Annotated in this window: 3 protein-coding genes; 1 reads left to right on the forward strand and 2 read right to left on the reverse strand. The window is 62.1% G+C overall.

All coding sequences use genetic code 11. From position 1 onward, the window contains the following. Together ABZ441_RS33420 and ABZ441_RS33425 are read right to left on the reverse strand one after the other, a co-directional pair. On the reverse strand, nt 1–1,007 hold a 1,007-nt coding region (locus ABZ441_RS33420; RefSeq protein ID WP_358981159.1), incomplete at its 3' end, for a UvrD-helicase domain-containing protein. Continuing rightward, nucleotides 992–2,998 carry an AAA family ATPase gene (locus tag ABZ441_RS33425; RefSeq protein ID WP_358981161.1) on the reverse strand — a complete coding sequence of 669 codons (2,007 nt, stop codon included), beginning with the start codon at nt 2,996–2,998 and terminating at the stop codon, nt 992–994. The genes ABZ441_RS33420 and ABZ441_RS33425, both read right to left, overlap by 16 nt. A gap of 401 nt (nt 2,999–3,399) precedes the next feature. Here ABZ441_RS33425 and ABZ441_RS33430 point away from each other — a divergent pair, with 401 nt between their 5' ends. Beyond that, nucleotides 3,400–3,804, forward strand: coding sequence for a hypothetical protein (locus ABZ441_RS33430; protein ID WP_358981163.1), 405 nt, complete (start codon nt 3,400–3,402; stop codon nt 3,802–3,804). Nucleotides 3,805–3,890: the final 86 nt, after the last annotated feature.

Below are 3,890 nucleotides of genomic sequence, written 5' to 3' on the forward strand. Positions count from 1 at the left end.
GAAGAATTCGAGGCCCAGCACCATCGCTCCCAGGCGACCACGAACACCGCCTGAAACCAAAGACATCGGCCGCTACGAAACCCAGGGCAGCTCACGATGCTGCGGTGCGTCAGGCTCAGGTACTTGACGCCCTTCGCGGGCCAGCCGCAGGTTTCGAGCACTGCCCGAGCCTGCTGGACCGGGTTCTTGTCCTCAGCGCCGGGCAGCTTAAGGATGAGGCGGACCTCGCCTGCGGTCTTGTCCATGTCCGGCTGCTGGATCAAGTCAGGTCGGATTCTATTCAGGACCTCAACGATCGGCTTCGCACAGCGATGGTTGCTATGCATGGTGAACGTAACCAGGTCGTCCCGCTCCAGGGCGCCGACGCCGGTGTTGTAGATCTTCTGCATGGAGTCGCCGAAGAAACCGACGGTGCAGGCGGGTCCGGCCGCCGTGGCGATGTGGTCCAAGAGCAGGCTGACGGTGGCGGGGAAGGTGTCCTGATACTCGTCGACGAAAACCACCGGGTAGCGGTGGGCGATGATCCGCGCGAGTTTGGACTGCGAGCCAATCAGTGTGGTGGCGAGCGCGAGGACCTCGTCGTGGGAAATTTTCCCGTCTGCAAAGCGCCGACCTCGGTCTTGGTATTGAATCTGGAGGCCGGAAGCGATTTCTGCCATGTCCTGGGGGCGCGGCAATCCTTGGTTGTACTCGATGAGGGCGTCCAGCAGCTCGCGCTGATGGTCTTGGATGAGACTCCACAGGAACTCGTGAATTGTGCCGACGTACACCAGGGGATCCTCAGCGATGCGCTGCTTGATCTGATGCTTGGCCACATTGGTGTAGGTGATGCAGGCGATCTGCTTACCGGCCTGTTCCAGGGCGGATCGCCGGGTATCGAGGAGGTAGAGAAGGGCTTCCACCAGGGCCGTGGTCTTGCCGGCGCCGGCCCCTGCTTCCACGAGGAAGTTGCTCCGGGCGTCGAGGGCGGCGCGGATACCTTCGCGTACTTCTACCTCATCAGCCACTGCAGGCCCTCCTGGATATAGCGAGGGACCGTCCAGCCCTCCGTGAGAACCATGTCGAACGCGAAGTCGGTCTTCTTGCGACTCAGTCGCTCGGCGATGGGGAAGGCGGCGGCAGCGATGGCCTCTGGCCTCGGCATGATGCCGACCTCGCTGGTGAAGGCATTCTTGAGGGCCAGCGTGCCCAAGTTTCGGGCGAACATGTCGGCGTTGGCAATGATCATGGCATCCTCGAAGCTACGCCCGCACGGCCCCCCGTCCGCTTCCGGCACCTCGTAGGCGACGCGTACGTTCCCGCAGACCTTCGCCTCTGCCGGCGCCTGCAGGAGCGTCTTGACCTCACTGAGCTTCGGCACCCACTCCTTGAGGGTGGCATTGGAGGTGAGGGCGCCGCCGGTGTCGGGTGCGCAGCGTTTTTTAGTGGCGGGGTCTACCGAGTCGAGGTCGGTGATCACCAGCGCAGGGACACCGAGGAACTCCAGGAGAGTCTTGAACCGGCCGGCGTACGCGTCGCCGACCTCGATAATCGAGATGTACTGGTTTGCCAGTTCAGGCGCACACTTGCTGATCATGGCGCGGAGAAGGAGCCGTTCAGCGGTTCCCTCGATCAAGATGATGCGGTCGGCGAAGAACATGTCACAACGGTGCGTGTGCATGTACTGGGCGAGGAACTGAAGGGTCGTCTTCCCATTGTTCTGCTGCTTGATGGTGTGCTCGAAGTCGGAGAGGTCCTTGACCTTGAGGGTGAGGCCGTTGCTGTCGAAATAGCGCACGGCACCAAACCCGCTACTCGCGACGATGTGCGAGGAATGGGTGGTCAGGACCGCCTGGACGGCCCACTCTTCTTTCTCCAAGAGGCGGTTGATGTTGCTAATGAAAACTTCCTGCATCTGGGGGTGCAGGTGCGCTTCGGGCTCCTCGATGAAAAGCAGTTGCAGGGCCGGTCGGGGCTTCAAGCGTAGGTAGGCGTGATAGAAGCCGATGACCTGAACCACGGTGCTGATGAGCTTGCTGTAGCCAAGGCCATTGTGCCCCTCAGGCAGCGGATGGTCGCTCCCAGACGAGGCGTACTGAATGCGGGTACTGCCGCGGAGAATATCTCCGGACTCGATCAAAGAGATGATCTCCGGCGTTTGCAGCGGAGTGATAGTGCCCACGCCGAAGGTCCGCAGTTCATCGAGGATGGGTCGGAACAATAGGCCGTAGTTGATGTCGATGCTCTTCGAAGCGACGGCCAGCGCCTGCTCAATGCCCTCGATGTTCCGATTGCGTTCCTCGTCGGCACTGTTCGCCTTATAGAAGGTCTCGAAGGTCTTGGACAGTGTGCGGGCCCGGTCCGCGGGAACATCGTCGATACGAGGCTGGGCGTGGATGGACTTTACCGACAGCGCCCTGCGCGCCGTAGCCGGCGTGATCTCTCGACGGACGTTTGGATCCAGGGCCGAGACCGCCCAGTAGGAGGTGACGTAGAAGGTAGAAAAGTTCTTGCGGAGGAACTTGCCCCAGTCGAAGTCCGGGCCTTGTCGGGTCAGGGCAGCGTCCACTTGCTCCAGAAAATCGCGCGGCCGCTTCACACTCAGGACCGCTTCGAGCCGAGCCTCCAGGCAATCCTCGTCCAGGTCCAGGATGATCCCGGACAGCAAGGCGAGGTCGTCCTCCACGGTGTAGGCGATGACGACCTGCACACTGATGACAGGGAGGAGCTCTTCCGCTGCCTTCAACTGCCCTTCGCGGCTCTCGCTGCTGTCCTCCGGCACGGCCTGGGCCGTACGGTAGGCCTCCACGGCCGACTTGATCCCCTTGATCCTGCTGACGGACAGGTCCTCCAGGATGAACTTGCTGTCGTCGCTGCCGAAGAACTTGTCGAAGAGGTTAGCAAAGGACGTCTTGCCGCTGTTATTCCGGCCCACTACGAGCGTGGCCTTGTTGTCGATCTTCACCTCTACATCCTGCAACGCGCGAAAGTTCGTCACTTTGGCACAGGTCAGCTGCACTGGTTCTCCCGAGCTGCTCCCACCTCCAGGCCCTGCCGTACCGGCCCAGTAGGCGCATTAATTTGATGCAGTATCAGGCACACCGAGGGCCTAGATCCGCGCTTCGCCAAAAGTGGATCATTCGTTCGACTACTCGGCTACTTCGTCCGGGCTGAAGCCGCCGGGCCGGGGCCAGTGCAACTGCGGTGGCGTGGCAATGCCTGAGTGCCCAGACGCTGGGCTGGCTGCCGTGATAGATGAGGGAGGGCCAGACTTTCTCAGACTCCCCGCACCCGTGCAGCGCGCTCTCTGTTCTCTGCCACCCGCAGTGACGCCTCCTGCTGAGCCAGTCCCGCTGCTGCGACGGCGGCGAGCGCGGGCACTTGAGTTGAGAGGGTAGTGAAGTAGTCGATGAGGTGCTGATGTCTGGCGGAGTCATCTCCCCACCAGGAGTCGACCCAAGCGACGTTGGCCGCGATATGAGCGGGGGGTATGCCTTGGTCGAGGAGCAGTGGGCCGAGGCTCTCCAGGCTCTCGTTTCGCTGTCCCACGAGGGCTTCGAGGAGGTCGTCGGGAGTAACGGCGCTGTCTCGGAGCAGACGCTCCGCCAAGTCGCGGTCCGAACCGACAAGCTGGACGAGTGGGCTATGGCCGATGCGCGGAAGGCCGGCGCAGCGGACGGAAAGCCGGTAACGATGTGCCTGTGGAAGGCGGTCCAGGTGGAGATTGCAGCCGTGGGGTTCAGGGGCAGCGAAATAGCCGCGGTCGGCCATTTCGCCGAGCCGTTCGGTATACCACGCTTCGAGCAGGTCGGGATCATGAGCTGAACCGGGTTTCGTAGCGGCCCTGAAGCCGGGCATGATTGATCCGGCAGATGGGAAGCACAGGTCTGATGCCTGCACCCCGGAAGTAT

This window comes from Streptomyces sp. NPDC005752 (assembly GCF_040630715.1).
GTDB lineage: Bacteria > Actinomycetota > Actinomycetes > Streptomycetales > Streptomycetaceae > Streptomyces.